Raw genomic sequence first — 25,356 nt, forward strand, 5'->3', positions numbered from 1 at the left:
GCCTCAGAGACCGATGGCGCCGGTCGCCAGCAGCACGGCGGCGGTGACGGCCCCGGCGACCGCGACGGCGAAGACGACCCACTCGGCCGGCGTGAAGACCCGCTCGTCGCGCTCCCGCTTGGCCGCCGCGAACAGCGCCGTCGCCGGCACCAGGACGATGAGCGAGAGCAGGACGTAGGTCGCCCCGGCGGCGAGGAGCAGGAACGCCGTATACGCCGTCGCGAGCGCCGAGACGACGACGGCGCCGAGGCGGAGCGGACCCGGGGTGGTGAGCGCGAGCTTGAGGCCGAACGCCGCGGACAGCAGATACGGGATGAGGATGAGCGCGCCCGTGAGGTCCAGGGCGATGTCGAACGCGTTGTCGGAGAACAGGACGACGATCAGCATCAGCTGCGCGAGCGCCGTCGTGATCGTGAGGGCCCCGACCGGGACGTCCTTCGCGTCGGCGCGGCGCAGCGGGCGGGGGAGCACGCCCGCGCGGGCGGCGACGAGCAGCACCTCGGCGGCCATGAGCGTCCACGCGAGGTAGGCGCCCAGCACCGCGACGATGAGGGCCACCCCGACGAACACGGCGCCCCACGGACCGACCGCCTCCTCGAGGATCGCGGCCATCGACGGCTGGCGCAGCGCCGCGATCTCGGCGCGCGGCAGCACGCCGTAGGACACGAGCGTCACGGACGCGAAGACGGCGAGGACGCTCACGAACCCCAGGAGCGTCGCGCGCCCCACGTCGCGGCGGCGCCGGGCGTGGCGGGAGTAGACGCTCGCGCCCTCGATCCCGATGAACACGAAGACGGTCACGAGCAGCGTCGAGGTGACCTGGTCCCACAGCGGCGGGCCATCCACGCCGCCCGTCCAGTTCCCGGCGAAGACGGCCGGGTCGAACGCGAACAGGCACAGCACGACGAAGAGCACGATCGGGGCGACCTTCGCGATCGTCACGACGCGGTTCAGCGCCGCCGCCTGCGTCACCCCGCGCCGGATGAGCCCGTAGAAGAGCCACAGGCCGGCAGACGCCACGAGGATCGCCGCCGGGGTGTCGCCCTCGCCGAGGGCGGGGAAGACGGCGCCGAGCGTGGTCGTGACGAACACCCAGTAGAAGACGTTGCCGGCGACCGCGCTCGCCCAGTATCCGAAGGCCGAGACGAACCCCAGGTAGTCGCCGAAGCCCGCCTTCGCGTACGCGAACACGCCGGCGTCCAGGTGCGGCGCCTGCACGGCGAGGCGCTGGAAGACCAGCGCCAGCATGAGCGTTCCCGTCCCGGCGAGCGCCCAGGCGAGCAGGGACCCCGCGACACCCGCCGAGGCCGCGAACTGGCCGGGCAGCGAGAAGACGCCGGCACCGACCATCGAGCCGACGACGAACGTCGACAGGGTGAGGGTGGAGACCTTGGCGGGGGAGCCGGCCGGAGCGGGCGTCGCTGTCACGCTGTCACCCCGCGCCTCAGATCACGCCCTGCGCGAGCATGGCGTGTGCCACGCGCTCGAAACCGGCCGAGTTCGCGCCCACGACGTAGTCGCCGGGTGCGCCGTAGCGCTCGGCGGCCTGGAAGGCGGCGCGGTGGACGTCCCGCATGATGGCGTGCAGCTTCCCCTCGCTGTCCTCGAAGCCCCAGCGCTGCCGCGACGCGTTCTGGCTCATCTCCAGCGCAGAGGTCGCGACGCCGCCGGCGTTGGCCGCCTTGCCCGGTCCGAACAGCACGCCGGCAGCCTGCAGGGCCGCGACGGCGGCCGGCGTCGAGGGCATGTTGGCGCCCTCGGCGACGGCGCGGACGCCACCGGCGATGAGGGCGCGCGCGTCGTGCTCGTCGAGCTCGTTCTGCGTCGCGGACGGGAGGGCGATGTCGACCGGCACCTCCCAGGGGCGGGCGCCCTCGACGAAGCGCGCGTGCGGGCGGTGGGTGACGTACGCGGAGATCCGGGCGCGCTGCGTCTCCTTCAGGTGACGGAGGAGATCCAGGTCGATGCCGGCGTCGTCGACGATGTAGCCGGACGAGTCGGATGCCGTGACAGGCGTCGCGCCGAGCTGGCGGGCCTTCGCGATCGCGTAGATCGCGACGTTGCCCGAGCCGGACACCGCGACGCGCTTGCCGTCGAGGCGCTCGCCGTGCACCGCGAGCATCTCCTGCGCGAAGAAGACGGCGCCGTAGCCGGTCGCCTCGGTGCGCACCTCGGCGCCGCCCCACTGGATCCCCTTGCCGGTGAACATGCCGGACTCGTGCCGGTTGGTGATCTTGCGGTACTGGCCGAACAGGTAGCCGATCTCGCGCGCCCCGACCCCGATGTCACCGGCGGGCACATCGGTGTGTTCGCCGAGGTGGCGGTACAGCTCGTTCATGAACGACTGGCAGAACCGCATGACCTCGCCGGCGGAGCGGCCGTGCGGGTCGAAATCGCTGCCGCCCTTCGCCCCGCCGATGCCCTGGCCGGTGAGCGCGTTCTTGAAGATCTGCTCGAAGCCGAGGAACTTGATGATCGAGAGGTTGACCGACGGGTGGAAACGGAGACCGCCCTTGTAGGGGCCGAGGACCGAGGAGAACTGGATGCGGTAGCCGCGGTTGACCTGCAGCTTCCCGGCGTCGTCGACCCACGGCACGCGGAACATGATCTGCCGCTCGGGCTCCACGATGCGCTCGAGGATGCCGCCGTCCACGAACTGCGGGTGCGCCTCGAGCACCGGCGTGATGGAGTGCAGGACCTCGTGCACCGCCTGCTGGAACTCGGGCTCGTGCGGGTTGCGGGCCACGACCGCGTCGAAGACGGGGCGCACGGAGTCGGGCAGGGCGATGAGCGTTTCAGGCGCGGAGGATTCAGGCGCAGAGGTGTGAGGCACAGTGGAGCTTTCTGCCGGGAGGGGGTGGGCGCGAGCGGCCCCTTCAACTTTAATCCCGGTCGTGCGGCCTTCCGTCCGGATGACAGGCGGCTACGCTGGCGGGGACGCGAGGGAGCCGCCATGCGATTCGAGCATCTCGGGGCGCAGCCCCGCATCCATCCGGACGCCGTGGTGGCGCCCACGGCCGTCATCTCCGGCGATGTCACGATCGGCCCGGGATGCCAGGTCCTCCACGGCGCGGTGATCACGGCCGAGGGCGGCCCCGTCATCCTGGGCGAGAACGTCATCGTGATGGAGAACGCCCTCATCCGTGCGACGTCCGTCAACGCTGTGCGCATCGGTTCGCACGTGCTCGTCGGGCCCATGGCGAGCATCTCCGGCGCGACGATCTCCGACGAGGTGTTCCTCGCGACCGGGACGCGCGTGTTCAACGGGGCGCGCGTGGGGGAGCGCTGCGAGGTGCGCATCAACGCGGTCGTGCACCTCCGCACGGTGCTGCCCCCCGAGACGGTCGTGCCGATCGGCTGGGTCGCGGTGGGGGACCCCGCCCAGCTGCTCTCACCGGACCGGCACGACGAGATCTGGGAGCTGCAGCACGACTTGGACTTCCCCGGCTACGTCTTCGGCCTGGACCGCGAAACGCCCGACCTCATGATGCAGCTCACCGAGCGTTACGGCTCGTCGCTCGCGCGCCACGCCGACGACCGGCGCGTGGACTGACGCCGGTCAGGTCCAGCTGAGGCCGCAGTCGCGGCACGCGAAGTCGATGTGCTCCGCCCACCCTCGGTCGAGCTCGGAGCGCCGGTCGACGTCGACCTGGAACCACCGGGGCTCGATCGCCCGCACGTCGAAGGAGCCGCACGAGGGGCAGACCTCCGCGGATACCGCTGTCTTCCCGTCCATGCGCACACGATAACCCCGGCGCGCCCGGAAGGACGGCTGATCAGCCCGTGTTCTGCAGTCCCGCCGCGACGCCGCTGACGGACAGGAGCAGCAGGCGCTGCCAGCCCTGCACGTCCTGTCCCTCGGGCGCGGTCCGCAGGGCCCGCAGGGCGCGCAGCTGCAGGAGCGAGAGGGCGTCGACGTACGGATCGCGCATCTTCACGGCCCGCTGCAGCACCGGCTTGTTCGCCAGCAGGTCTCCGCCGCCGGCGATCCGCACGACCCAGTCGCGGGTGAGCGCCATCTCCGTCATGACGAGATCGGCGAGGTCCGCGCGGTCGCCGAGGTCCAGGTAGCGCCGCGCGATGCGCTGGTCGGCCTTGGCCAGGCTCATCCCGACGTTGTCGATGACGGTCCGGAAGAGGGGCCATTCCTCGTAGGCGCGGCGCAGCAGCTCCTCGTCTCCGACGGCCTCCAGCGCCGAGCCGAGTCCGAACCAGCCGGCGAGGTTGATGCGAGCCTGCGACCACGCGAACACCCACGGGATCGCCCGCAGGTCCTCCAGCGACTCCACGGACAGGCCGCGGCGGGCGGGACGGGAGCCGAGAGCGAGCAGCCCGATCTCCTCCATGGGCGTCACGGTGGCGAACCACGGCGCGAAGCCGGGCGCCTTCACGAGCGAGAAGAAGCGCTCCCGCGACGCCGTGTCCATCGTCGCGGCCACGTCCGCGTACCGCTCTGCGGCGGCGCGGTTGCGGTTCTCGATCGAGGGGGCGGATGCCAGCAGGGTCGCCGCGGCGACCTGGTCGATGTGCCGCATCGCGATGGCGGGGTCGCCGTACCGGGCGAAGATGACCTCGCCCTGCTCGGTGAGCTTGAACCGGCCGTCGACGGAGTGCGGGGGCTGGGCGAGGATCGCGGAGTTCGCGGGCCCGCCGCCGCGACCGAGGGCGCCGCCACGGCCGTGGAAGAGGGTGAGGGCGATGTCGTTCTCCTGCGCCCACGCGGCGATCTTCGCCTGCGCCTCGTACAGGGCGAGGTTCGCTGCGACCGGGCCGACGTCCTTCGACGAGTCGGAGTAGCCGAGCATGACCTCGAGGCGCCGGTCGGTCGCCGCCAGCCGGGCGGCGAAGTCGGGGTGCTCCACGATCTCGGCGAGCACCTCGGGTGCGGCCTGGAGGTCGGCGAACGTCTCGAACAGCGGGATGACGTCGAGTACCGGCATCCGGCCGGCCGAGCCGACGGCGTGCCGCGCGAGCGCGTGCACGGCGGCGAGATCGGCGGCGGTGCGGGTGAACGAGACGATGTAGCGACCGGCGGCGCCGGGCCCGTAGCGTTTCTGGATCTGCGCGATCGTGCGGAAGACCTCCAGCACCTCCTCGGCCTGCGCGCTGAGCGCGCCGCCGGCTTCGCACTCGGCGAGCACTTTCTCGTGCACGGCCGAGTGCTGACGCACCTCCAGCTCGGCGAGGTGGAACCCGAAGGTCTCGACCTGCCAGAGCAGCTGCTGCAGTCCGCCGTAGGCCTGCCGCGGGGCGCCGCCGGAGACGAGGGAGGCCTGGACGGTCCGCAGATCTGCGAGGAGGTCGGCCGGGTCGCGGTAGGCGAGGTCCGCGTCGCGCGCCCGGGTGGCCGCGATCCGCCGGGCGAGGAGCATGAGGACGCGCTTGTGCGGCTCCGCGGCGGCCCGCTTGAGCGCGTCGGCGGCGCCCTCCTCGTCGGCGGCCGCGAGCCGCTGCCAGAGCGCGGTGAGCCCTGCGCTCGGCGGTGTCGTCTCGGCCGAGACCGTCAGTGCGCGGGCGACCGTGTCGGCCGTGCGCTCGAGGCCTCGCAGGATGTGCTCGGAGGCGATGGCGGCGGCCTTCTTCGTGACGGCGGCCGTCACGAACGGGTTGCCGTCGCGGTCGCCGCCGACCCACGTCCCGAGTCGCACGAAGGGGCGCACGACCGGCGCCCGCCCGCCCGCGGCGGGGCCCTGCAGAGCGTCGTCGACGCGGCGGTACACGTGCGGCACCGCGGTGTACAGCGTCTCGTCGAACACCGCCATGATGGCGCGCACCTCGTCGGTCGGCGACGGCTTCTCTGCGCGGAGCGGCGCCGTGCGCCAGAGGATGTCGATCTCCTCCAGCATCCGGCGGCCGGCGCGGCGCTCGTCCGCCCCGCCGCGCAGCGACGCGTCGTACTCGCGGAGGAGTCCCGCGAGCCGGCGGATGCTCGTCGAGACGGCGCGGCGCCGAGCCTCGGTCGGGTGCGCCGTGAAGACGGGGTGGAAGCGGAGGGTCTGCAGGCGGCGGAGCGCCGTGTCGTCGCCGACCTCCGCGGCCAGGCGCACGAACGCCGCCGCGACGGAGTCGGTGGCGTCCTCCTTGTCGGGCCGCCCGTCGCGCTCGCGCAGGACGCGGACCCGCTGGAACTCCTCGGCGAGGTTCACGAGGTGGAAGTACACCGTGAAGGCACGGGCGACCTCGTCGGCGCGCTCGACCGTGAACGACTCGGCGATCTCCGCCGCGCGGGCGTAGGCCTCCGGCGACTCGTCGGTGTACGCCGCGATCGTCGCGAGGCGCAACCGTTCGACGTCGTCGTACAGGCCCGGCGACCCGCTCTCGCGCAGCACCTGCCCGAGGAGGCCGCCGAGCAGGCGGACGTCGGCCCGCATCCGCTCGGGAAGCTCCTGCTCGGCGTCGGCGCGGCCGACCAGGTCGATGGCCTCGGTGCGCGTGGGTTCTCGCATCCTTCAACGCTAACGGCCCCGCGCGCTCCGGAGTGACCGGTTACACTCGCGGGCAGGTGAGCCGGGAAGTCTGGTCGGCGCTCGTCCGCCGACCCCCGAAAGGCTCGCATGTCGCTGCTGCGCTCCGCCCGCTTCCCCGCCATCCTCCTTCTGGCCGCCGCCGTGGCGGGACTGGTCCTTGCGAACGGCCCGCTCGCCGACGCGGCGTTCGCCGTCCAGAACGCCCACCTCGGCATCCCCGGGACGCCCCTGGACCTGTCGGTCGGACACTGGATCTCCGACGGCCTGCTGGCCGTGTTCTTCTTCACGGTGTCCGTCGAACTGCAGTACGAACTCACGCAGGGGGAGCTGGCGGGCATCCGCCGGGCCGCGCAGCCCGCCGTCGCGGCCCTCGGCGGCGTCCTCGTCCCGGTCGCGGTCTACCTGACGATCGTGGGCGTGAGCGGGGCGGGGGACCAGGCCGCCGGGTGGCCGATCCCCACGGCGACGGACGTCGCGTTCGCGCTCGGGGTGCTGGCCGTCTTCGGTCGGGGCCTCCCGAGCGCCGTCCGGGTCTTCCTCCTGGCGCTGGCGATCCTCGACGACCTCATCGGCATCCTCCTCATCGCCGTCCTGTTCGCCCACGACGTGCAGGCCGGCTGGCTCCTCGGCGCGCTCGTCACGACGGCGGCCGTCGCCGTCCTCACCCGCGTGCGCGACGACAGGATGACGCCGGCGTTCTGGGTCGTCATCGGCGTCCTCGCCATCGCCACCTGGCTCTTCGTCCTCGCCTCCGGCGTGCACGCGACGATCGCCGGCGTTCTGCTGGGGCTCGCGATGGCGCAGGGATCGGCGGTGCGGGCCCGCCACGCGCTCGAGCCGCTCGTGAACGGCCTGGTGCTGCCGCTCTTCGCGCTCTCGGCCGCCCTCGTCGCGATCCCGGCCGTCGGCGGCGCGGTGTCGCCGGCGTTCTGGGGTGTCGCGGTCGCGCTGCCGGTCGGCAAGCTCGTCGGGATCGTCGCGGGCGGCGCACTCGCGCAGCGACTGTTCGGCAGTCCCTCGGGGCGGCTCGCGCTCGGCGACCTCGCCGCCGCGGCGGCGCTCGGCGGCATCGGGTTCACGGTGTCGCTGCTGCTCGCGAACCTCGCCTTCCCGGCGGACGCCGTCGTCCGCGACCACGCGACGCTCGGCGTCCTCGCGGGATCCGCGGTCGCCGTCGTGGCCTCGTCCGCCCTCGTGGCCTGGCGGGCCGCGTACCATCGTCGCCTGAGCGCCGCCGCCGTCTGAGCCCCCCGCCGCCTGAGACCCCAAGGAGCCGCCGCATGACCGAGGCCACCGCCGATCCGCTGCGGGCCGCCGCCGAGACGATGCGCTCCGTCCGCGACCGCTGCGTCTGGACCCAGCAGATCGACCACCGCGCGCTCGTGCCCTACCTCGTGGAAGAGGCGGCCGAGCTCATCGACGCCGTCGAGGTCGGCACGCGCTCAGAGCTCCGCGAAGAGCTCGGCGACCTCCTCTGGCAGGTGCTGTTCCACGCCGAGATCGCCTCCCGCGACGCCGACGACCCGTTCGACATCGACGACGTCGCGCGCGGCCTCACCGAGAAGATGGTGCGCCGGCACCCGCACGTGTTCGGCGACGCGGTCGCCCGGACCCCGGAGGAGGTGCTCGTGCACTGGAACGCGGCCAAGGCCGCGGAGAAGAGCGCGCGCACGAGCGTCCTGGACGGCGTCTCCGGGCACATGCCGTCGCTCGCGCTCGCGCAGAAGCTCCTCGGCAAGGCCGCGCAGGCCGGCGTCGACGACGCCTCCGCTGACACGCCACCGCCGCGCGATGAGGCAGAGCTCGGCGACCGGCTTCTCGCCCTCGTCGGGGCCGCGCGGGCGCAGGGCTGGGATGCCGAGCGCGCCCTGCGCGAGCGCCTCCGCGTGCTGGAGGCGGAGATCCGCGCGACCGAGCTGGGCACAGGCCCCTGACGGGACGCGGGCGCGTGAGGCGACCGCCACCTGAGAGAATCGTCGTGTGGCATCCGTGAACCCGCCGCGCGGCATGCGCGACTTCCTCCCCGCCGACAAGGCCCGCCGCGAGCGCGTCCTCGCCGTCATCCGTGAGCGCTACCGCGCGCACGGGTTCGACGAGATCGAGACGCCCGTCGTGGAGGACTACGCGAAGCTGCACGCCGGCATCGGCGGCGACAACGAGAAGCTCGCGTTCACTCTGCTGCGCCGCGGCCTCGACGCGGACGGCATCCGCGCCGCCGCCGAGGATCCGGCAGCCCTCAGCGACCTGGGACTCCGGTACGACCTCACGGTGCCCCTCGCGCGCTTCTACGCGACCCATCGGGGCGACCTGCCCACCGTCTTCCGCTCGATCCAGATCGCGCCGGTTTGGCGCGCCGAGCGGCCGCAGAAGGGTCGCTACCGCCAGTTCGTGCAGTGCGACATCGACATCATCGGTGACGCCACGGCACGCGCCGAGGCCGAGCTCATCGTCGCGAGCCTCGACACCCTCGACGCGCTGGGCCTGGAAGGCGGCAGCATCCGGATCAACGACCGCCGCATCCTCGACGGGATGCTGGACGGCTTCGGCTTCACCGCCGACGAGCGCCCCGGCGTCCTCATCACGATCGACAAGCTCGACAAGATCGGCCCCGACGGGGTCATCGCCGAACTCACCGACCGCGGCGCGACCGCGGACGCCGTCGCCGCATTCGCGGCCTTCCTCCGCCGCCCGCAGACGCGGGAGTTCCGGCCCTACGGGGAAGGGCAGATCCGCAAGGCCCTGCCCGAGGGAGCGGCCGACGACGTCGTGGCGCACCTCGTGGGCATCGGCGAGGCGGTCGCCGCCGCGCGCGGCGGGGCGGGCGACATCCCGCTCCTCTTCGACCCGTTCCTCGTCCGCGGCATGGGGTACTACACCGGCACGATCTTCGAACTCGCGCACCCGTCCGTCGAGTCCTCGCTCGGCGGCGGAGGCCGCTACGACGGCATGATCGGCCGGTTCCTCGGCCAGGACGTGCCCGCCGTCGGCTTCTCGATCGGGTTCGAGCGGATCGTCGACCTCGTCCCGGATCCCGCGGGCGTGGATGCGGCTGCCGTCGTCCTCGTGCACGACCGCGACGTCCCGGTCGCCGAGCTCATCGCGCTGAAGGCCGCCTTCGTCGCCGAGGGCGCACGCGTGCGCCTCGAACAGCGCACCAAGAACCTCAAGGCGCTGCTCGAGCGCGCCGCATCCGACGGCTACACCTCGTTCGCCGCCGTCACCGCCGGCGCGTCGCGCGCCGGGCTGGAGCTCAAGCCCCTGTCCTGACCTCACCCGCTCCGGCGCCTTCCGAGCGCTCGCCAGGTCGGGCATGATCGTCGTCATGTCGCTTCACGTCCGCACCGTCCTGCCCGCGAACGGCCCCGCCACCGCCATCGAGCTCACCGATGCGCAGGTCGCGGAGCTCGGGGGCGGGAAGCGCGCCGCCGTCCTCGTCGCGATCGGCGACCGCTCGGCCCGCCTCCGGCTGGCGGTCATGGGCGGGCGCAACCTCATCGGGCTTTCGAAGGCCGCACGCGATCAGCTCGGCGTCGCGATCGGCGACGAGGTCGAGGCGACCATCGAACTGGATGCCGCCGAGCGCGCCGTGGAGCTGCCCGACGACCTGGCGGCGGCGCTGGCCGCCGCCGGCGTCCGCGCCGCGTTCGACGCGCTGCCGCCCTCGCAGCGCAAAGAGCTGGCCCGCGCCGTCACCGAGGCCAAGCGGCCGGAGACCCGGGAGCGCCGCATCGCGACCACGGTCGCCGACCTCGGAGGCTGACGCTCAGCCGCGCGCCTGCGTCACGCGTCGCTTCTCACGCACGTACACCTCGCGGCGGACGCGCGCGACGACGGTGCCGGACCGGTCGGTGATCTCGGTCTCGAACCACTCCAGCACCTTCGCACCGCCGCGGGCGCGCTCGCGCAACTCCTCGGCCTTCTCCCGCGAGACCTCGAAGTCCGCCGTCAGGACGCCGCGCCCCGGCGTCAGGAACTCGATCTCGCCGCGCGTGTCCCACACGACGTAGTCCCGGCCCAGCTGGTGCATCACGAGCATGAAGAAGTACGGATCGGTCATCGCCGACAGCGACCCGCCGAACGCGGTGCCGACGAAGTTGCGGGTCACCGGATTGACGTGCAGCTCGACGCGAGCGCTCGTCCAGTCGGCGGAGAACTCCTTGACGCGGATGCCGCTGAAGAGGTTCGGGAACCAGAGGCTCATGCCGACGGCGAGTCGGCGCGGGGTCACACGCATCCGGTCAGTGTGCCGGGCCGCCCGGCCGGGCGCACGTCGCTTGTCCGCACCCGACAATCCCGCCCGCACCTGGCGCGCGACGCGAGCGTGCGGTTGGCTGGGCGTATGACCGATCCGCTGCCCCACCGCGACACGTGGCGCGCCGTCGACCGCTACCTCGCCGACACGCTCGTCGGCCACGACCCCGCCCTCGAAGAGGCCGTGCGGCGGCAGAACGCGGCCGATCTGCCCGCCATCGAGGTCGCCCCCGTGAACGGAAAGCTCCTGCACCTCCTCGCCCGCATCGCCGGCGCCCGCCGTGTGCTCGAGATCGGCACCCTCGGCGCCTACTCGACGATCTGGCTGGCCCGCGCCCTCCCGGAAGACGGCCGCGTCGTCACGATCGAGGCCGAGCCGCGGAACGCGTCCCTCGCCAGGGAGAACCTCGACCGCGCCGGCGTCGGCGCCCGCGTCGAGATCAGGGTCGGGCGGGGCGCCGACGTCCTCCCCACCCTCGTGGGGGAGGAGCCCTTCGACTTGGTCTTCATCGACGCCGACAAGGAGTCCAACACGATCTACCTGGACTGGGCCGCGCGTCTCGGCCGCCCGGGCACCGTCGTCATCGTCGACAACGTCGTGCGGTCGGGCCGGATCGCAGACGCCGGCGACGACGACCCGCAGATCGTCGGGGTCCGTGCGGGGCTCCGGATGCTGGGGACCGACCCGCGGTTCGATGCGACGGCGCTGCAGACGCTCGACGCGAAGGGCTGGGACGGCGTCGCCGTCGCGCTCGTCCTTTGATCCGGCCGGTGCCCTGCGGCCCCGCCACCGGCATCACTAGACTCGAACGCGGACCGACGACGCTCCGTGATCCATCCTCCACAAGCAAGGAGTACCCCTGTGGCACTGATCGAGGCTGTAGGCGCACGCGAGATCCTGGATTCGCGTGGCAACCCGACCGTCGAAGTGGAGGTGCTGCTCGACGACGGAATCGTCCAGCGTGCGGCTGTCCCCTCCGGCGCATCAACCGGAGCGTTCGAAGCGTATGAGCTTCGCGACGGCGACAAGAGCCGATACGGAGGCAAGGGCGTCCTGAAGGCCGTCGCCGCCGTCATCGACGAGCTCGGCCCCGCCATCGAAGGCGTGGATGCCGCCGAGCAGCGCATCATCGACGAGATCCTCATCGAGACCGACGGCACCGAGAACAAGTCGCGCACCGGCGCGAATGCCATCCTCGGCGTCTCCCTCGCCGTCGCGAAGGCCGCCGCGGACAGCGCCGACCTGCCGCTGTTCCGCTACCTGGGCGGCCCCAACGCGCACGTCCTGCCCGTTCCGCTGTTCAACGTCATCAACGGCGGCGAGCACGCCGACAACGGCATCGACATGCAGGAGTTCTTCCTGGCCCCCATCGGCGCGGCGAACTTCTCCGAGGCGCTGCGCTGGGGCGCCGAGGTCTACCAGGTCCTCAAGGGCGAGCTCAAGGCCGCGGGCTACGCGACCGGCCTCGGCGACGAGGGCGGCTTCGCACCCGACCTCCCCAGCAACCGCGAGGGCCTCGAGTTCCTCGTCAAGGCGATCGAGAAGGCCGGCTTCGCGCCGGGCGCCGACATCGCCCTGGGCCTGGACGTCGCGGCGACGGAGTTCTTCAAGGACGGCGTGTACCGCCTCGACAAGAAGGACTGGAACGCCGACCAGCTCATCGACTACTACATCGACCTCGTCGACTCGTTCCCGATCGTCACGATCGAGGACGCGCTCGCCGAGGACGACTGGGAGAACTGGACCGCGCTGACCGAGAAGCTCGGCAAGCGCGTGCAGCTCGTCGGCGACGACCTGTTCGTCACGAACCCGGAGCGCCTCGCGAAGGGCATCGAGCTCGGCGCCGCCAACTCACTGCTGGTCAAGGTGAACCAGATCGGCACGCTGTCCGAGACGCTCGACGCGATCGATCTCGCGCACCGCTCGGGTTACACGACGATGCTCTCGCACCGCTCCGGAGAGACCGAGGACACGACGATCGCCGACCTCGCGGTCGCCGTCAACTCGGGTCAGATCAAGAGCGGCGCGCCCGCTCGCAGCGAGCGCGTCGCGAAATACAATCAGCTTCTGCGCATCGAAGAGGAGCTGGGTGACGCGGCGGAGTTCATCGGCCGCGCCGCCTTCCCGCGCTACAAGGCCTGACAGATCGAGGAGAGGGGGAGCCGTGGTCAAGACGACGGCTCCCCCTTCCCCTTCCCGCCGCACGGTCGACGTGCGCGACTGGGTCGGGGGAGTGCGCCTCTCGGCCTTCTCCGGCATCATGCTGGGCCTCGTCGTGCTGGCCGCGTTCGCGCTCGTGCCGACCATCGGCACGTACCTCGACCAGCGGCAGCAGATCGCCGCGCTGCAGGAGAGCGTGCGGCTGAGCGAGGAGCAGGTCGTGGCCCTCGAGGCCGAGCGCGACCGCTGGGCGGATCCCGCCTACATCACGTCGCAGGCGCGCGAGCGCCTGTACTACGTCAAGCCCGGCGAGGTGGTCTACCTCGTCGACGACGACCTCCCGCAGGGCACCATCCCGCCCGAGCAGGCGCCCGTGAGCGAGGACGTCGAAGAGACGACGACCGACTGGATGACGCAGTTCGTGCGCTCCGTCGCGAACGCGGGCCTGGCCCGCTCCGTCGCCGTCGAGGACTGACCCCGGCACAGCCGGACCGCGCCCGGCGGCCGCCCGACCCAGCGTCCGGCCAGGTGACGGCCGGTACCCTGGACGGGTGCCACACCTGACGCCTGCGACACCCGCCGACCTCGACGTCATGCGCGAGCAGCTCGGCCGGCCCATGCGCGGCGTCGTCGGCGTCGCGGCCCGCTGCGTGTGCGGCAACCCGACCGTCGTGGCCACGGAACCGCGTCTTCCCGACGGCACGCCGTTCCCCACCTTCTACTACCTGACCCACCCCGGCGCGACCGCGGCGATGTCGGCGCTGGAGGCCACGCAGGTCATGCGCGAACTCGCCGACGAGCTCGCCGCCGACGACGACCTGCAGGCCGAGTACGCCGCCGCGCACGCCGCGTACCTGGCCGACCGGGCGGCCTACGGCGAGGTCGAGGAGATCGCCGGCATCTCGGCCGGCGGCATGCCGACCCGCGTGAAGTGCCTGCACGCCCTCGCCGGGCACGCCCTGGCCGCCGGTCCCGGCGTCAACCCGATCGGCGACCGTGCCCTCGCACGCGGCGACTGGTCCCGCGAGCGGTGCACGTGCGCGAACCCGCGGACGGCGACGTGACGGCGCGCCTCGCGCGGCTCGCGGCCGCCTTCGTCGTGACGCTCGCACTGAGTGCCGGTGCCGTCGGATCGACCGCGGCCACCGCGGCGCCCGTGGACGAGGCGCCCGCGGCCCCCGCCGCCGACACCGACCCGACCCGCGCCGCCGAGTACTGGCTCGACGACTACGGTGTGCGCGAGGCCTGGAAGACCGCCAAGGGCAAGGGCGTCACGATCGCCGTCATCGACACCGGGATCGGCCGGACTCCCGTCGAGTTCGCCGGCGCCGTCGCCGGCGGCAAGGACTTCTCCGGGGTCGGCTCGCCCGACGGACGGACACCCGTCGGCGCCGTCGACGCGAACCACGGCAGCTGGGTGGCATCCCTCGCCGCGGGACGCGGCACGAGCGCGGACGCCGGCATGATCGGCGTCGCTCCGGAGGCGAGCCTCCTGTCGCTGTCGATCGGCTTCGGCGCGTCGGCATCCGTCCCCTTCGTCGACCAGGTCGCCGACGCGATGCGCTGGGCCGTCGACCATGGGGCCGACATCATCAACCTGTCGTTCACGACCAACACGCTGGACTGGGACGAGAGCTGGGATGACGCGTTCCTGTACGCGTTCGAGCACGACGTGGTCGTGGTCGTCGCCGCCGGGAACAAGGGCAGCGGCACCGACATCGTCGGGGCGCCCGCGACCATCCCCGGGGTCCTCACCGTCGCCGGCGTCGACAAGGCCGGCAGGGCCAGTCGCGAGGCCTCGACGCAGGGCATCACGATCGGCATCTCGGCGCCGAGCGAGGAGCTCCTCGGCGTCTCCGCGGACGGCCAGATGGTGCTCTGGAACGGCACGAGCGGCGCGGCGCCCATCGTCGCGGGGATCGCCGCGCTCGTCCGCTCGGCGCACCCCGACCTCGACGCGGCGAACGTCATCAACCGGCTCATCCGCACCGCCAAGCGCGTGCCGGGGGTCACGAGCGTCCCGAACGCGCTGTACGGCTACGGCCTCATCGACGCCGCGGCCGCCGTCAAGACGCCCGTCACGGCCGTGAGCGCCAACCCGATGGGGAGCCTTCAGGAGTGGATCCGGGTGTACCGGCGGGCGGAGGCGACGCCGCTGCCGACACCCACCGTCGCCCCCGTGGAGATCCCGCCGCTGCCCGTCGCAGATCCCGCGGCCCGGCCCGGCTCGCCCCTGCTGCCGAGCCCGGAGACCCTCCGCTACGGGACTGTCCCGCTCGTCGCCGGAACCCTGGCGGCTATAATGGTGGCGCTCGGCGTCACCGCTGCTGTCCGACGCATCAGATCGGCGCGCGAGTCGCGTACGCCGAGCCGTTGATACAAGGAGTTCTTCCGACTGTGACTAGCACTGTGCCCAAGATCCTCATCGTCGGAGGCGGCTACGCGGGCTTCTACACCGCGTGGAAGCTCGAGAAGCACCTCCGCAAGGGCGAAGCCGAGGTCACGATCGTCGACCCGCTCCCGTACATGACCTACCAGCCCTTCCTCCCGGAGGTGGCCGCGGGTGAGATCGAGGCGCGTCACGTCATCGTGGGGCTGCGCCGCCACCTGAAGAAGACCCGGGTCGTCACGGCCAAGATCACCGGGATCGATCACGCGAACCGCGTCGCCACGATCACGCCCGAGGTCGGCGACTCCTGGGAGGAGCCGTACGACCAGATCGTCGTCACGGCCGGCGCCGTCTCACGCACCTTCCCGATCCCCGGCATCGCCGACAACGCGATCGGGCTGAAGACGATCGAGGAGGCCGTCGCGATCCGCGACCGCATCCTCACGAACTTCGAGCGCGCCTCCAACCTGCCTCCCGGACCGCAGCGCGACCGCCTGCTCACCGTCGTCGTCGTCGGCGGCGGCTTCGCCGGCATCGAGGTGTTCGCGGAGGTCCGCGCACTGGCATCCTCGCTGCTGAAGGACTACCCGCAGCTCCGTTTCGAGGACACGCACTTCCACCTCATCGAGGCGATGAGCCGCATCATGCCCGAGGTCTCGCTGAAGACCAGCGAGTGGGTGCTCAAGGACCTCGCCAAGCGCGGTGCCTACGTGCACCTGGACACCCAGGTCACCGGCGCCGTCGACGGCAACGTCGAGCTCTCCACCGGCGAGGTGCTGCCCACCGATCTCATCATCTGGACCGCGGGCGTCATGGCCAACCCCACCGTCGTCCGCGGCAGCGACCTGCCCGTCGAGGAGCGCGGCCGCATCCGCACCCGCGCCGACCTCCGTGTCGGCACGCCGGAGGAGATCGTCGAGGGCGCCTGGGCGGCCGGCGACGTCTCCGCCGTCCCCGACCTCACCGGTGGCGGGGTCGGCGGCTACTGCGTCCCGAACGCACAGCACGCCGTGCGTCAGGCGAAGCTGCTCGCGAAGAACCTCACCGCGGTCCTCCGCGACGAGCTGCCCCGCGAGTACGTCCACAAGAACCTCGGTGCCGTCGCCGGCCTCGGGCTCTACAACGGCGTCTTCCAGTCTGGCAAGCTCGCGCTCAAGGGCTTCGTCGCGTGGGTCGCGCACCGCGGCTACCACGGCATGGCGATGCCGTCGTGGGAGCGCAAGTTCCGCGTCGTGGGCGACTGGTGGCAGAACTTCTGGCTGACGCGCGACAACGTGTCGCTGCAGACGGTGCAGAACCCGCGCTACGTCTTCGAGGAGTTCGCCGCACGCCCGCGTCCGGCCGCTCCGGAGGCTGTGGCTCCCGCCGCGCCCGAGAAGAAGGCACCGGCGAAGAAGGCCGCCGCGAAGACTCCCGCCGCGGCGAAGTCCGCCGGCTGACCGGCTAGCGTGGGGGCGTGACCGGCGGCGACGCCGGCCACGCCCCCATAGCCCAACGGCAGAGGCAGGCGACTTAAAATCGCTTCAGTCTGGGTTCGAGTCCCAGTGGGGGCACGGGCTGTCGCTATGCTCGCGGCATGCGACATCGCCTCCGCTTTCTCGGACCCGCCGTGATGGGCGTGGTGGCGTGCGGCGGCCTCGGCATGCGCGGCACCGGACCTGATGGAACATCCGTCGAGATCATCGACCCCGCGCTCGAGGTAGACCGAGACATGGATGCCGAGACGGTCGGCGACTCGCTTCTCGTGCGCCCCGGCAGCTGAACGGCAGGCGCGCGGCCAGGGTTCAGTCGTACCCGAGGACGACGCACACGGCCGTTTCGGTCGAGGGCTCCTGAGGTCGCGGGGGGTCGGTCTGGTCCACGTGTGCGACGATACCGGCCCGTGCCCGCCCTGCCGGGATGCACGCGCCGTGCATATGCGTCGCGTCGCGCGGTCCGGCGCGGGCGGTAATGTGGCCGCACGGACTCGATCGACACCGGGAACCACCGTGCGTCGGACCGGGTCCCAACCCGCCGCCCACCGCCACGTCACGGAGCCCGCCCGCCCATGAGCCTCGACCTCCTCGGCCGACCCGCCGGCACCGAGCCGTGGCGCGAGCCCGCGACCTACTGGGCGGCCCGATCGGCCGCGATCGCCGACCTCTCGGGACCCATCGCGACGATCGATCTGGACGCGCTCCGCTACAACGCCCTCGACCTCGTGGTCCGTTCCAGCGGCGTGCCGATCAGGGTCGCGAGCAAGTCGATCCGCGTGCGCGACGTGCTCGACGCGACGCTCGCCCTCTCCGGCTACCGCGGCATCCTCGCCTTCACCCTGCCCGAGGCGCTCTGGCTCGCCGAGTCCCACGACGACGTCGTGCTCGGCTACCCGAGCGTCGACCGCGCGGCGATCGCCGCACTGGCCGCCGACCACGTGGCGGCGGAGCGCATCACACTCATGGTCGACGACCTCGCCCAGCTCGACCTGATCGATGCCGTCGTCCCGCCGGCGCGGCGTCCCGCCCTCCGGGTGGCGATCGACGTGGACGCGTCCTGGCGCGCCCCGGTCCTCGGGCACATCGGCGTACGCCGCTCGCCCGTGCACGAGGTCGCCGAGGTGCAGCGCCTCGCCCGCGCGATCGTCCGGCGCGACGGCTTCGCGCTGGTCGGGCTCATGATGTACGAGGCGCAGATCGCCGGCCAGCCGGATGCCGCCGGCTCGGGCGACACCGTCGTGCGATGGATGCAGCGGCGCTCCGGCCACGAGCTCGGCCACCGCCGCGGCGAGATCGTCGCGGCGCTGCGCGACATCGCTCCGCTCGAGTTCGTCAACGGCGGCGGCACCGGCTCGCTCGAGACGACGGCATCCGACCTCGCCGTCACCGAGACGACGGCCGGCAGCGGCCTCCTCGCGGGCCATCTCTTCGACGGCTACCGCGCATTCAGCCCGGCGCCGGCGGCGGCCTTCGCCCTCGAGGTCGTCCGCAAGCCCGCACCCGACATCGTCACGGTCCTCGGCGGCGGGTGGATCGCCTCCGGCCCACCGCTCGCCTCCCGCCAGCCGCTGCCGGCGTGGCCGCAGGGCCTGCAGACACTGGGTCGTGAGGGCGCCGGAGAGGTGCAGACACCGCTCCGCGGCGAGGCCGCGCGATCCCTCTCCGCCGGCGACCGCGTCTGGTTCCGCCACGCCAAGAGCGGCGAGCTCGCCGAGCGCGTCGATCGCTTCCACCTGGTCGCCGGCGATGCGGTCGTCGGCGACGTGCCCACGTATCGAGGCGAAGGGAAGAGCTTCCTGTGACACGACCCGGCGGCATGTGGGAGAACTGGGGGCGCACCGAACGGGTCCGCCCGGTGCTCGTGGAGTTCCCCACGACCGTGGCCGCCGTGCGCCGCTCGGTGCACGCCGCCGCGGTGCGCGGACTGTCGGTCAAGGCGGTCGGCGCGGGGCACAGCTTCAGCGGCATCGCGGTGGCGCCCGGAGTGCTGCTCGACCTCGCGGACCTCTCGGGTCTCATCCACGTCGACCGTGAGCGCTCCCGCGTGCGCCTCCTCGCCGGCACGCGCCTGCACCGCATCCCCGCGCTGCTGAAGCCGTACGGGCTCGCGATGCCGAACCTCGGCGACATCGACCGCCAGTCCATCTCCGGCGCGATCTCGACGGGGACGCACGGCACGGGCCTCGGCTTCGGCGGCATCGCCACGCAGGTCGTGGCGGCGACCCTCGTCACCGCCGACGGGGAGCTGCTCACCGTCTCGGAGGACGAGAACAGCGACCTCCTCCCGGCCGTCGCCTTGAGCCTCGGCGCTCTGGGTGTGCTCGTGGACGTCACCCTCCAGTGCGTCCCCGCGTTCGGCCTGCGCGCCGTCGAGCGACCGGAGCCGATGGCCGAGGTCCTGGGCGGCCTCCGCGCGCGGGCCGCCGCTGCCGATCACTTCGAGTTCTACTGGTTCCCGCACACGGATGCCGCGCTCACCAAGACCAACACACGCCTGGCCGGCGACGAGCCGGTGGCCCCGCAGCACCCCGTCCGCGCGTGGATCGACGACAGCCTGCTCGGCAACACGCTCCACCAGGCCGTCTGCTCACTGGGACACGTCGTGCCCCCGCTCATCCCCACGATCAACCGGGTCTCCGCGTCGGTCTGGGGGAACCGCACCTTCTCCGACCGCTCGCACCGCGTCTTCGCGACCTCGCGCGGCGTGCGGTTCCGCGAGATGGAGTACGCCGTCCCGCTCGAGCGGCTGCCCGACGCCTTCCGCGCCGTGCAGCGGGTCATCACCGAGAGCGGCTGGCGGATCGAGTTCCCCGTCGAGGTGCGCACGGCCGCGCCCGACGACCTGTGGCTGTCCACGGCGCACGGCCGGGAGTCCGGCTACATCGCCGTCCACCGCTACGCGAAGGCCGATCCGGCCCGGTACTTCGCGGCCGTCGAAGAGGTGATGCTCGCCCACGACGGGCGCCCGCACTGGGGGAAGATGCACACTCTCGACGCCGCCGCGCTCCGGGAGCGCTACCCCCGATTCGACGACTTCGTGGCGCTGCGCGACCGCCTCGACCCCGACCGCCTCTTCCGCAACGCCTACCTCTCGCGCGTACTCGGTGGGTAACGGCTGGGAGTACCCGAGCGGGGTGGGTCGCCTGTCGTCACCGTGGATAGGATGAACAACATATCGATGGGAGTGCTATGGAATGGCTGATCCCGGTATTGATCGTCGTCGGTCTGATCGTGATCGTCGGGATCTACCTGTGGGCCACGTACAACTCGCTGGTCGCGCTCAATGTGCGGGTGGATGAGGCGTGGAGCGACATCACCGTCCAGCTGAAACGTCGCGCCGACCTGCTGCCGAACCTCATCGAGGCGGTCAAGGGGTACGCGGCGCATGAGAAGGCCGTCTTCGAGAACGTGACGCGCGCTCGTGCGGAGACCCTCACCGCCGGTTCGCCCGCCGACGCGGGCGTCGCGGAGGGTCACATGCAGCAGGCGCTGAAGTCGCTGTTTGCGGTCGCCGAGGCGTACCCGCAGCTGCAGGCCAGCCAGAACTTCCTCCAGCTCCAGCAGTCGGTCGTCGACACGGAGGACAAGATCCAGGCCTCCCGCCGGTTCTACAACGGCGGCGTCCGCGAGCTGAACACGAAGATCAAGGTCTTCCCGAACAATCTCTTCGCCCGCAACCTCGGCTTCTCCGAGCGCGAGTTCTTCGAGGTCGTCGACGGGGCCGCGATCGCCGAGCCGCCGCGCATCCAGTTCTGAGACCGGCCCGGTAGCGCTCGGGTCAGGATGCTGCAGCTCTCCGCGGCCGATGCGCGCCGCGTCGCCGTCGCGGCGCAGCTGCTCGACGATCACCGTCCCGCGGGGATCGTCGAGACGATCTACGCCCTGACGGCCGTCAACATCGACCCGGCGGCGGCGATCGCGCCGAGCGCCGACCACATCCTGTGGAGCCGCCTCGGCTGGCCGTACCAGCACGCCGACCTCGCCCGCGCCGTCGAGGTCGACCGTGATGTGTTCGAGTGGCGGGGCGCCTATCGTGTCATGAGCGACCTGCCGCTCCTGCGGCACGAGATGGCGGCGTCGCCGCGCTACGCAGAGCCGCGTGAGTGGCTGCGCGCGAACGAGACGTTCCGGCAGGACGTGCTCGCGCGGCTCCGTGACGAGGGCCCGCTGCGCGCCGCGCAGATCCCGGACACCGCTCAGGTCTCGTGGCGCTCGACCGGCTGGACCCACAGCCGCAACAGCTCGCAGATGCTCGAGATCCTCGTCGCGAACGGGGAGGTCGCGGTATCGTCGCGCGATGCGAAGGGCCGGGTGTTCGACCTCGCCGAACGGGTGTATCCGGCCGACCTCCCCGACGTCGATCCCGCGGATGCCGTGCGCGAGCGCGTCGAGCGCCGGCTCGGCGCGCTCGGCATCGCACGCGCGAAGGCGCTCGTCGCGGCGGCGGAGGACATCGATCCGTCGACGGTGGGGGAGGAGGCCGTCGTCGACGGCGTCGACGGCACATGGCGTGTGGATGCCGCGGCGCTCGAGCGCCTCGACGGCTTCGCCCCGCGCACCGCCCTGCTCTCGCCGATGGACGCCCTCGTCTTCGACCGCGAGCGCCTGCAGGCCGTCTTCGGCTACGAGTACATCCTGGAGATGTACAAGCCGGCGGCGCAGCGCCGCTGGGGCTACTTCGCCCTCCCGATCCTGCACGGCGACCGGTTCGTCGGGAAGCTCGACGCGAAGACCGACCTCAAGGCCGGCGTCCTCCGCGTCAACGCCCTGCACGAGGATCTCCCCTTCGACACGGCCACCTCCGACGCCGTGGATGCCGAGATCGCCGAGCTCGCGCGCTGGCTCGGGGTCGAGGTTGTCGGCCGCTGACGCCTCAGCCGGTCGCGACCCGCTCGTGCCGGTCTGCGCCGAGCGCCCCCGCCAGCTCGTCCGCGGCATCGCCCCAGCGGCCCACCGAGACCGTCTCCAGCCCCTGCCACGCGGCCGCCGACCGCAGATGCGCGGCGAGCCGCTCGGCGGTCTCCGGCGGATGCGAATGCTCCCACCACGCCGACTGCACGAGCAGGCGGGAGGCGGCCCGGTCGGCCTTCAGATCGACGCGTCCCACGACGTCATCGTCGATGAGCACCGGCAGGGAGTAGTAGCCGTACCGCCGTTTCGCGGCCGGCGTGTAGATCTCGATGCGGTAGTCGAACCCGAACAGCCGCGAAGCGCGGTCGCGGAACCACACGAGCGGGTCGAAGGGCGTCAGCACCGCCGTCGCGTCGATGCGGCGGGGCCGCACGGCGTCGCGGTGGCGCCAGGCCGGCAGCGGCCGCCCCGCCGACGTCCAGCCCTCCACGGTCACGGGTTCGAGCTCCCCACCGTCCACGAGGTCGCCGATCGCCGCCGTCAGCGCGGGACGGTCGCGGATCCGCCAGTAGTCGGCGAGATCGGCGGCCGTCGCGACACCGTACGCCCGGGCGGCCCGCCGGGTGAGCTCGCGCATCGCGTCGGCGCGCGGCACCGGGGTGCGGGCCGTCTCCGGGATGACCTGCTCGGCGAGGGCGTAGGTCCGCTCGAAGCCGCGTCGCCCCGCGATGGCGACCTCCCCGCAGAGCCAGAGGATCTCCAGCGTCTCCTTCACGACATCCCAGTCCCACCACGGCCCGCGGGTGACCCGCCGCAGGTCGTGGTCGAACTCCGCCGGGCGCAGCGGCCCGCGGTCGGCGAGCTCGGCGCGCACCCACAGGGCGATGTCCCGGTGGCGCTGCAGGAAGCTGTCCTCGGCTGCGCCGTACCGCTCTCGTGCATCAGCCATGCGGAAGGCGAACAGCCCCCAGTCCTCCCGGGGGATGAAGGAGGCCATGTGCGCCCAGAACTCGGTGAACGGCGCGCGGCGCGTGAAGAGCAGGCGGTCCAGATCCGCGGGGTCGTAGGGCCCCAGCCGGGAGAACAGGGGCAGGTAGTGCGAGCGCGCGAAGACGTTGACCGAGTCGATCTGCAGTGTCGCCATGCGGCCGAGCGCCGCACCGAGCTGACGCGTCCCGACGGCTGCCGGGACGGCGCGTCCGAACCCCTGAGCGGCGACGGAGATGCGGCGCGCGTCGGCGGCGCGGAGAGAGGCGGTCACGGCGGTCAGCCTAGCGACGGGGTCCGTCACGCATGCCCGACGAGGAACGTGCGCGCGCCTAGACTGACGAGGTGACCGGTCAGGAAGACAAGCCGCGCGGCGGATTCTTCGATGCCCTGCGCCCCCGGGCCGTGGTCTCCGACGCCGCGGACAGCGTTCCGCGCGGGTTGCGCGTCGCGTCTGCCTACTCCTGGCGGTTCCTCCTCATCGCCGCCGCGATCGGCGTCGCGATCTGGCTCGTCATCCAGCTCAAGCTGCTCGTCATCCCGCTCCTCGTCGCGATCCTGGTCACGGCGCTCGTCTGGCCCGCGTTCGGATTCCTCCTGCGCGCGCGCTTTCCGCGCTGGCTCGCGATCGTCGTCACGGTCCTCGGCACGCTCGCGGTCGTCACGGGTCTCGTCTGGCTCGTCGTCTGGCAGATCACGCGGGAGTGGTCGGGCGTCCAGACCCGCACCGTCGGCGCTCTCGAGGACTTCCGGCAGTACCTGATCGCGGGGCCGCTGCACTTGACGGCCACGCAGATCGACGACCTCCTGGCTCAGGGCTGGACTCTCGTGCAGGAGCAGGCATCGCTCCTGTGGTCGGGGGCTCTCGCGATCGGCTCGACCCTCGGCCACGTCGTGACCGGCGCGCTGCTGACGCTGTTCATCCTGCTGTGCATCCTCGCCGACGGCGCCGGGATCTGGCGCTGGACCGTGCGCCTGTTCCCGCAGCGCGCCCGACCCGCGGTCGACGGTGCCGGCCGTGAGGGCTGGGTCACGGTCGTCAACTACGCCCGCACGCAGCTGCTCGTCGCGACCATCGATGCGACCGGCATCGGCCTCGGCGCCTTCCTCCTGGGCGTGCCTCTCGCGATCCCCGTGGCCGTCCTCGTCTTCCTCGGCGCGTTCATCCCGTTCGTGGGCGCCGTCATCACCGGCGCGCTCGCGGTGTTCCTCGCCCTCGTCTACAACGGGCCGTGGATCGCGCTGTGGATGCTGATCATCGTGCTCGCCGTGCAGCAGCTGGAGGGCCATGTCCTCCAGCCGCTCCTCATGGGTTCGGCCGTCAAGGTCCACCCCCTCGCGGTCGTCCTCGTCGTCGCGGGCGGCGCCATGATCGCCGGCATCCCCGGCGCCCTCTTCGCGGTGCCGCTCGCCGCGTTCCTCAACGTCGTCTGGATCTACCTGTCGCGCCGCGGCTGGGAGACGGGCCTGCGGCCGCCGCCGGACGACCTCATCTGGAGCACCGTTCCGCGCAGCAGGAGGAGTCCCGCGTGACGGAGACGAAGAAAGTGACCCATCCCACCCTGGCCGAGTTCGAGGACGCCGCAGCCCTGCTGCGCGGCGTCATCGTGCACACCCCGCTCGAGGATTCCGAGCATCTCTCCGACGTGCTCGGGGCGCCCGTGCACCTCAAGCTCGAGAACCTGCAGCGAACAGGATCGTTCAAGATCCGCGGCGCGGTCTACCGCCTGTCGCGACTGACGCCGGAGGAGATGGCGCGCGGCGTCGTCGCGGCATCGGCCGGCAACCACGCGCAGGGGGTCGCCCTGGCCGCGCAGAAGCTGGGCATCCCCGCGACGATCTTCATGCCGCTCGGCGTCCCCGTGCCGAAGCTCCTCGCGACCCGCGGGTATGGCGCGGAGGTGATCCTCGAGGGCGCGACGGTCGAGACGCCGCTGCGGCTCGCGGCGGAGTTCGCCGAGCGGACCGGCGCGGTCCTGATCCCGCCCTACGACCACCGCGACATCATCATCGGCCAGGGCACGCTCGGCCTCGAGCTCATGGACGAGGTGCCCGACCTCGACACCCTGGTCGTGGGGATCGGCGGCGGCGGACTCATCGCGGGCGTCGCGGCCGCTGTGAAGGCCCGCGCGGCCGCGCAGGGGCGCACGGTCCGCGTGATCGGCGTCCAGGCGGAGAACTCCGCCGCGTACCCGTCCTCGCTCGCCGCCGGCACGCCCCGCACGGTCGCCACGACGCCGACGATCGCCGACGGCATCGCCGTCGCGCGGCCCGGCGACATCCCCTTCGACATCATCCGCGACCTCGTCGACGAGGTCGTCACGGTCACCGACGACGACATCGCCCGCGCCATCCTCGTGCTCCTCGAGCGCGCCAAGCAGGTCGTCGAGCCCGCCGGCGCCGTGGGTGTCGCGGCGATCCTCGCCGGCAAGGTGACGGCGACCGGCCCGACCGTCGCGATCCTCTCCGGCGGCAACATCGACCCGCTGCTGCTGCAGCGCGTCGTCGCGCACGGACTGGCGGCATCCGGTCGGTACATGACGCTGCAGGTGCCGCTGCCGGATCGTCCCGGCCAGCTCGCGCGCGTGTCGGAGCTGCTCGCGATCGCCGGAGCCAACGTCATCGAGGTGCTGCACACCCGGCACGGCCAAGGGATGCAGATCAGCGAGGTGATCCTGCAGCTGAGCGTCGAGACGCGGGGCGAGGAGCACCGCGCGCAGGTGATCTCGATCCTGCAGGATGCCGGCTACGAGCCGCGGGTCGTGCGCGACTGAG

24 protein-coding genes and 1 tRNA gene are annotated in these 25,356 nt (G+C 72.3%); 19 read left to right on the plus strand and 6 right to left on the minus strand.

What is annotated here, in order from left to right; genetic code table 11:
- Positions 1 to 3 precede the first annotated feature (3 nt).
- Positions 4 to 1,428, minus strand: coding sequence for a basic amino acid/polyamine antiporter (locus tag QZL85_RS01395; protein ID WP_295572703.1), 1,425 nt, complete (start codon positions 1,426 to 1,428; stop codon positions 4 to 6).
- A gap of 16 nt (positions 1,429 to 1,444) precedes the next feature.
- Positions 1,445 to 2,782: an NADP-specific glutamate dehydrogenase gene (gene gdhA, locus QZL85_RS01400; protein ID WP_295573897.1), complete on the minus strand. Its 1,338-nt coding sequence runs from the start codon at positions 2,780 to 2,782 to the stop codon at positions 1,445 to 1,447.
- Positions 2,783 to 2,953: 171 nt separating this feature from the next.
- Between gdhA and QZL85_RS01405 the strand changes: the two genes are divergently transcribed.
- Entirely contained in the window at positions 2,954 to 3,553 is a 600-nt protein-coding gene (locus tag QZL85_RS01405) for a gamma carbonic anhydrase family protein (protein WP_295572705.1), read from the plus strand.
- A 6-nt stretch (positions 3,554 to 3,559) separates the two neighbouring features.
- Here the strand turns inward: QZL85_RS01405 and QZL85_RS01410 are convergent, their stop codons facing one another.
- The gene (locus QZL85_RS01410) at positions 3,560 to 3,736 is read right to left on the minus strand and encodes a hypothetical protein (protein ID WP_295572707.1); all 177 of its coding nucleotides are present in this window, start codon (positions 3,734 to 3,736) and stop codon (positions 3,560 to 3,562) included.
- 40 nt (positions 3,737 to 3,776) lie between these two features.
- Entirely contained in the window at positions 3,777 to 6,446 is a 2,670-nt protein-coding gene (locus QZL85_RS01415) for a phosphoenolpyruvate carboxylase (protein WP_295572710.1), read from the minus strand.
- A 108-nt stretch (positions 6,447 to 6,554) separates the two neighbouring features.
- Here QZL85_RS01415 and QZL85_RS01420 point away from each other — a divergent pair, with 108 nt between their 5' ends.
- From QZL85_RS01420 to QZL85_RS01435, 4 genes are all read left to right on the plus strand, one after another.
- Positions 6,555 to 7,712: a Na+/H+ antiporter NhaA gene (locus tag QZL85_RS01420; RefSeq protein WP_295572713.1), complete on the plus strand. Its 1,158-nt coding sequence runs from the start codon at positions 6,555 to 6,557 to the stop codon at positions 7,710 to 7,712.
- 35 nt (positions 7,713 to 7,747) lie between these two features.
- The gene (locus QZL85_RS01425) at positions 7,748 to 8,401 is read left to right on the plus strand and encodes a MazG family protein (protein ID WP_295572716.1); all 654 of its coding nucleotides are present in this window, start codon (positions 7,748 to 7,750) and stop codon (positions 8,399 to 8,401) included.
- A 73-nt stretch (positions 8,402 to 8,474) separates the two neighbouring features.
- Complete coding sequence (gene hisS, locus QZL85_RS01430; RefSeq protein ID WP_295573900.1) at positions 8,475 to 9,734, plus strand: histidine--tRNA ligase; 1,260 nt, start codon at positions 8,475 to 8,477, stop codon at positions 9,732 to 9,734.
- Between the two features lie 55 nt (positions 9,735 to 9,789).
- The gene (locus QZL85_RS01435) at positions 9,790 to 10,227 is read left to right on the plus strand and encodes a YdeI/OmpD-associated family protein (RefSeq protein ID WP_295572719.1); all 438 of its coding nucleotides are present in this window, start codon (positions 9,790 to 9,792) and stop codon (positions 10,225 to 10,227) included.
- A gap of 3 nt (positions 10,228 to 10,230) precedes the next feature.
- On the opposite strand, the gene QZL85_RS01440 is transcribed toward QZL85_RS01435, so the two are convergent.
- Entirely contained in the window at positions 10,231 to 10,701 is a 471-nt protein-coding gene (locus QZL85_RS01440; protein WP_295572721.1) for a DUF4442 domain-containing protein, read from the minus strand.
- Between the two features lie 105 nt (positions 10,702 to 10,806).
- Between QZL85_RS01440 and QZL85_RS01445 the strand changes: the two genes are divergently transcribed.
- From QZL85_RS01445 to QZL85_RS01500, 12 genes are all read left to right on the plus strand, one after another.
- Positions 10,807 to 11,481 carry an O-methyltransferase gene (locus tag QZL85_RS01445; protein WP_295572722.1) on the plus strand — a complete coding sequence of 225 codons (675 nt, stop codon included), beginning with the start codon at positions 10,807 to 10,809 and terminating at the stop codon, positions 11,479 to 11,481.
- Positions 11,482 to 11,580: 99 nt separating this feature from the next.
- A complete protein-coding gene (gene eno, locus QZL85_RS01450; protein ID WP_295572724.1) occupies positions 11,581 to 12,861 on the plus strand; it encodes a phosphopyruvate hydratase in 1,281 nt (426 codons plus the stop codon).
- A 22-nt stretch (positions 12,862 to 12,883) separates the two neighbouring features.
- Positions 12,884 to 13,354 carry a septum formation initiator family protein gene (locus QZL85_RS01455; protein ID WP_295572726.1) on the plus strand — a complete coding sequence of 157 codons (471 nt, stop codon included), beginning with the start codon at positions 12,884 to 12,886 and terminating at the stop codon, positions 13,352 to 13,354.
- Between the two features lie 118 nt (positions 13,355 to 13,472).
- Positions 13,473 to 13,943: a DUF501 domain-containing protein gene (locus tag QZL85_RS01460; protein ID WP_295573903.1), complete on the plus strand. Its 471-nt coding sequence runs from the start codon at positions 13,473 to 13,475 to the stop codon at positions 13,941 to 13,943.
- Positions 13,916 to 15,256, plus strand: coding sequence for a S8 family serine peptidase (locus QZL85_RS01465; RefSeq protein WP_295572728.1), 1,341 nt, complete (start codon positions 13,916 to 13,918; stop codon positions 15,254 to 15,256). Before QZL85_RS01460 ends, QZL85_RS01465 begins: the two co-directional genes overlap by 28 nt.
- A 32-nt stretch (positions 15,257 to 15,288) precedes the next feature.
- Positions 15,289 to 16,707 carry an NAD(P)/FAD-dependent oxidoreductase gene (locus tag QZL85_RS01470; protein ID WP_295573904.1) on the plus strand — a complete coding sequence of 473 codons (1,419 nt, stop codon included), beginning with the start codon at positions 15,289 to 15,291 and terminating at the stop codon, positions 16,705 to 16,707.
- A gap of 41 nt (positions 16,708 to 16,748) precedes the next feature.
- Positions 16,749 to 16,821: transfer RNA gene (locus QZL85_RS01475), tRNA-Leu, on the plus strand.
- A 23-nt stretch (positions 16,822 to 16,844) separates the two neighbouring features.
- A complete protein-coding gene (locus tag QZL85_RS01480; RefSeq protein ID WP_295572731.1) occupies positions 16,845 to 17,030 on the plus strand; it encodes a hypothetical protein in 186 nt (61 codons plus the stop codon).
- Between the two features lie 285 nt (positions 17,031 to 17,315).
- On the plus strand, positions 17,316 to 18,545 hold the full coding sequence (locus tag QZL85_RS01485; protein WP_295572735.1) for an alanine racemase: 1,230 nt from the start codon (positions 17,316 to 17,318) through the stop codon (positions 18,543 to 18,545).
- Complete coding sequence (locus QZL85_RS01490) at positions 18,542 to 19,855, plus strand: D-arabinono-1,4-lactone oxidase (protein ID WP_295572738.1); 1,314 nt, start codon at positions 18,542 to 18,544, stop codon at positions 19,853 to 19,855. Before QZL85_RS01485 ends, QZL85_RS01490 begins: the two co-directional genes overlap by 4 nt.
- Before the next feature lie 77 nt (positions 19,856 to 19,932).
- Positions 19,933 to 20,499 (plus strand): LemA family protein, encoded by a 567-nt coding sequence (locus tag QZL85_RS01495; RefSeq protein ID WP_295572741.1) that lies wholly within the window; start codon positions 19,933 to 19,935, stop codon positions 20,497 to 20,499.
- Between the two features lie 27 nt (positions 20,500 to 20,526).
- Positions 20,527 to 21,612, plus strand: coding sequence for a DNA glycosylase AlkZ-like family protein (locus QZL85_RS01500; RefSeq protein WP_295572744.1), 1,086 nt, complete (start codon positions 20,527 to 20,529; stop codon positions 21,610 to 21,612).
- A 4-nt stretch (positions 21,613 to 21,616) separates the two neighbouring features.
- Here the strand turns inward: QZL85_RS01500 and QZL85_RS01505 are convergent, their stop codons facing one another.
- Complete coding sequence (locus QZL85_RS01505) at positions 21,617 to 22,855, minus strand: winged helix-turn-helix domain-containing protein (RefSeq protein WP_295572747.1); 1,239 nt, start codon at positions 22,853 to 22,855, stop codon at positions 21,617 to 21,619.
- 71 nt (positions 22,856 to 22,926) lie between these two features.
- Between QZL85_RS01505 and QZL85_RS01510 the strand changes: the two genes are divergently transcribed.
- Positions 22,927 to 24,114 (plus strand): AI-2E family transporter, encoded by a 1,188-nt coding sequence (locus QZL85_RS01510; RefSeq protein WP_295572749.1) that lies wholly within the window; start codon positions 22,927 to 22,929, stop codon positions 24,112 to 24,114.
- Positions 24,111 to 25,355, plus strand: a complete 1,245-nt coding sequence (ilvA, locus tag QZL85_RS01515) for a threonine ammonia-lyase (protein WP_295572751.1) — start codon at positions 24,111 to 24,113, stop codon at positions 25,353 to 25,355. Before QZL85_RS01510 ends, ilvA begins: the two co-directional genes overlap by 4 nt.
- The last annotated feature ends 1 nt before the right edge of the window (position 25,356 follow it).

It is taken from the genome of uncultured Microbacterium sp. (assembly GCF_900078385.1).
Taxonomy (GTDB): domain Bacteria; phylum Actinomycetota; class Actinomycetes; order Actinomycetales; family Microbacteriaceae; genus Microbacterium.

Coding starts and splice junctions, on each gene's coding strand:
- QZL85_RS01445 (WP_295572722.1), top strand. CDS start 10,807: ATGACCGATCCGCTGCCCCACCGCGACACGTGGCGCGCCGTCGACCGC.
- QZL85_RS01410 (WP_295572707.1), bottom strand. CDS start 3,736: ATGGACGGGAAGACAGCGGTATCCGCGGAGGTCTGCCCCTCGTGCGGC.
- hisS (WP_295573900.1), top strand. CDS start 8,475: ATGCGCGACTTCCTCCCCGCCGACAAGGCCCGCCGCGAGCGCGTCCTC.
- QZL85_RS01440 (WP_295572721.1), bottom strand. CDS start 10,701: ATGCGTGTGACCCCGCGCCGACTCGCCGTCGGCATGAGCCTCTGGTTC.
- QZL85_RS01415 (WP_295572710.1), bottom strand. CDS start 6,446: ATGCGAGAACCCACGCGCACCGAGGCCATCGACCTGGTCGGCCGCGCC.
- QZL85_RS01500 (WP_295572744.1), top strand. CDS start 20,527: ATGCTGCAGCTCTCCGCGGCCGATGCGCGCCGCGTCGCCGTCGCGGCG.
- QZL85_RS01485 (WP_295572735.1), top strand. CDS start 17,316: ATGAGCCTCGACCTCCTCGGCCGACCCGCCGGCACCGAGCCGTGGCGC.
- QZL85_RS01480 (WP_295572731.1), top strand. CDS start 16,845: ATGCGACATCGCCTCCGCTTTCTCGGACCCGCCGTGATGGGCGTGGTG.
- QZL85_RS01435 (WP_295572719.1), top strand. CDS start 9,790: ATGTCGCTTCACGTCCGCACCGTCCTGCCCGCGAACGGCCCCGCCACC.
- QZL85_RS01420 (WP_295572713.1), top strand. CDS start 6,555: ATGTCGCTGCTGCGCTCCGCCCGCTTCCCCGCCATCCTCCTTCTGGCC.
- QZL85_RS01405 (WP_295572705.1), top strand. CDS start 2,954: ATGCGATTCGAGCATCTCGGGGCGCAGCCCCGCATCCATCCGGACGCC.
- QZL85_RS01495 (WP_295572741.1), top strand. CDS start 19,933: ATGGAATGGCTGATCCCGGTATTGATCGTCGTCGGTCTGATCGTGATC.
- QZL85_RS01460 (WP_295573903.1), top strand. CDS start 13,473: ATGCGCGAGCAGCTCGGCCGGCCCATGCGCGGCGTCGTCGGCGTCGCG.
- QZL85_RS01425 (WP_295572716.1), top strand. CDS start 7,748: ATGACCGAGGCCACCGCCGATCCGCTGCGGGCCGCCGCCGAGACGATG.